General features: G+C 60.8%; 5 protein-coding genes. All 5 read left to right on the forward strand.

The window, feature by feature from the left end; all coding sequences use genetic code 11:
- A partial coding sequence (locus AC1D01_RS28975) for a tyrosine-type recombinase/integrase (protein WP_477872578.1) occupies nt 1-411 on the forward strand: 411 nt, incomplete at its 5' end.
- Between the two features lie 169 nt (nt 412-580).
- On the forward strand, nt 581-973 hold the full coding sequence (locus AC1D01_RS28980; protein WP_477872580.1) for a pentapeptide repeat-containing protein: 393 nt from the start codon (nt 581-583) through the stop codon (nt 971-973).
- A 168-nt stretch (nt 974-1,141) separates the two neighbouring features.
- Nucleotides 1,142-1,603 carry a hypothetical protein gene (locus tag AC1D01_RS28985; RefSeq protein ID WP_477872582.1) on the forward strand — a complete coding sequence of 154 codons (462 nt, stop codon included), beginning with the start codon at nt 1,142-1,144 and terminating at the stop codon, nt 1,601-1,603.
- A gap of 183 nt (nt 1,604-1,786) precedes the next feature.
- Nucleotides 1,787-2,239, forward strand: a complete 453-nt coding sequence (locus AC1D01_RS28990) for a cupin domain-containing protein (RefSeq protein WP_477872584.1) — start codon at nt 1,787-1,789, stop codon at nt 2,237-2,239.
- A gap of 146 nt (nt 2,240-2,385) precedes the next feature.
- Nucleotides 2,386-2,712 (forward strand): hypothetical protein (locus AC1D01_RS28995; protein ID WP_477872586.1); only part of this gene is annotated, 327 nt, incomplete at its 3' end.

Genomic DNA, 2,712 nt, shown 5'->3' on the forward strand with positions numbered 1-2,712 from the left:
GCCATCGTTGTCCAGCACAAGACCGCCATCGTTGTCCAGCACAAGACCCAGCGCCCGGTTCAGTTCGAAATCACGCCGGCCGCCCGAGATGCCGTGCAGGCTTGGATCAAGCTCGCTAGGCTGAAGCCGGAGGGCTTTCTGTTTCCAAGCCGCCTCCACGACTCGCTCCATCTGGGTACTCGCCAGTACGCCAGAATCCTTGGGCACTGGGTCGAGGAACTGGGGCTGGATCGCGCCGACTACGGGACGCACTCGATGCGCAGGACGAAGGCGACGCTGATCTACCGGCGCACCAAGAACCTCCGCGCCGTGCAGCTGCTCCTTGGGCACTCCAAGCTCGAGTCGACGGTGAGGTACCTGGGCATCGAAGTCGACGACGCTCTTGAGATCTCCGAACAGACTGAAATCTGAGGCGATCGACGGCGGCTGCGCCGGCAGCTTGCTAGTGCCGCCGCCCGCACCACGCCGTATGCTCTCGATGAGCGTCGGCAGTTCCGGCCAGTTGCGGTCTCTCGCGAGCGACTGCTTTGCGGTAGGCTAACTGTCGTCCAAATCTGCCGCCCTGGAAGGACCGTTTCCCTTGTTTCAAGCTCCGGATGACTATCGGCCGCCAGCGAGCCGGGCCGAACTCGAGGCCCGCTATACCGCAGGGGAAAGATCGTTTCCGGAGACGGAGCTAAGCGACGCCGATCTTTCGGGAATCGTGCTGGACGGTGCAGACTTCGGGAAGCACTCCTGGTTCGCTGACGCGAACTTCACCGGTGCCAGTCTGCGGGGGACGAGCTTCCGTGAATGCAACGTGAAGTGTGCCGACTTCTCCAACGCAGACCTCACGGGCGCGACGTTCGAGCTCGCCGCGATAGAGTCCATCAAGGCAACAGGTGCCCTACGAGAGGGAGTCATAGTCAAGGGCGCGACGTTCTGCGGCTGCGAACTGGGCGATGATGACGAGCTGCCATCCTGGGAGTGGTAGTGAGGTGCCGCGCAAGTTCGCATAGAGCTGAAACCCAAGGGTCTCAGTTCGGCCATGAGCTGACCTTCGGCAACGACCGCTGGCGTCCGGCCTACCGGTCCGCTATGACGGTGTTCACGTACCATCGTTGCGCCACTCGATGTGGAGGCAAGGCGAGGAATACACGGCGTGAACAAAACACAAGACACCGTCGAACTGATGCTCGACTGGCCGCAACCATCCAGTGCGGGGGAGCCACGCGTCAGCATAGGTGCGGGGCCCCTCAGGGTCAGCTATGTGACGGCGGACGACAGGGTGGSRGCRCTGGAATTCGCGGTSTGTCACCGCCTGATCTACGGCCACCCAAACGACGAGGCWMTCGCGTCGCACCCSCTGTATGGCYGTGGSCTGCAGTACTACTCAGTTCACCGCRTCAAGAAGTCGTCACGGCTGCTCGAACTCGAGCAGGCCAACGCGATTCATCCCAGGCACAAGGCCGAGACCTACTTGGTCGACAAGGAACACTTTGTGCTCACCTTCCAGGACGCCACCTTGGAGTGCCTGGTAAGCACTGGCGGGCGCTTCGCGCCGAAGGTCATCACGTTCGCGTCGGCGACAGAGGCGAGAGCTGCAGGCTGGGATGTCGCCTGATCGCCCGCGGACCGTCCCGCCCAAAGGCAGCAGCCGGAGCTGTCGTTCACTGAAGTCAGCTTTCGACCTTCACGGTTGGCCGAAAGTTAAGCGGCAGAACTCGGTCGTCCTCGACACAAGATCCGCTTGTTGCGGTCCAGCGCTACAGTTGCGGCTGCTTCATGTCGCGGTGCGAGAACTGAAATGATCATCAAGAAGAATCAGGTGCCTGCCGAGCGGGCCGAACCCGAGTCCTTTGGTGTCACAGATACCCTTCGACTGTCAGACGCGGGAGGGCTTTCGCAGTATGGAGCGTACGTGCGGACCCTTCATCCGGGGGCTCGGTCGTCCAACAATCACTGGCACGAGAACGAAGATGAGTTCCTCTATGTGCTGTCCGGTGCAGTCACAGTCACGGAAGGTGCTGAGGCGCATGTCCTTCACGCGGGCGACGCGGCATGCTGGCCTGCTGGTGTTCCCAATGCTCACCACGTGTCCAATCAGTCGGATGAACCTTGTTCTTACGTGATCGTTGGCACTCGCGTGAATCAGGACGTTTGCCACTACCCAGATACTGGACGAACGCTTCACACGGAAGGCAAGGCTTGGCGCCTTCTCGAAGCCGATGGGAAACTATTCAAATCCGGCACTTTCTAGGGCGGAGCCATTGCCGCGTAGCCTTCGCTCAAGCTTTGAGGGCGCCTGAACGGCATGATCAAGGTTCGCTACTTCAAACCTCAGGCAGATGCCAAATGACTGGATCTGACTCACGCACACACGTCGAGCTCAGCAAGCACTCCGCGGTGCGCGAGGATCTGTACCCAGACCTTGAGGGGCACGGTCTTCCCGCACTGCTACAGCGCGGACTGGAGCGCATTGGTTCGGCACTGACTGTGGACCGACGGGATGACCTTCCCCAAGGTTTTCCCGCGTTCGCTCGTGTGCACGCGCCAGGGCGTTTGTCCCAAGTCTATTTAGCAGCTGGCGAGCGCTTGTTTCTTGTCGATTTTTGGACCAAGGGCGTTCAGCTTGCGAGGGGGCAGACTCCCAACGTCGAACTCGCCGCCTCAGCTATAGATTTCTGGATAGCCGGTCTATCGAACTCAATGGCCTTGGCGGCATCCTTCCCC

The sequence above is a fragment of the Rhizobacter sp. P3_B12 genome, assembly GCF_056402895.1.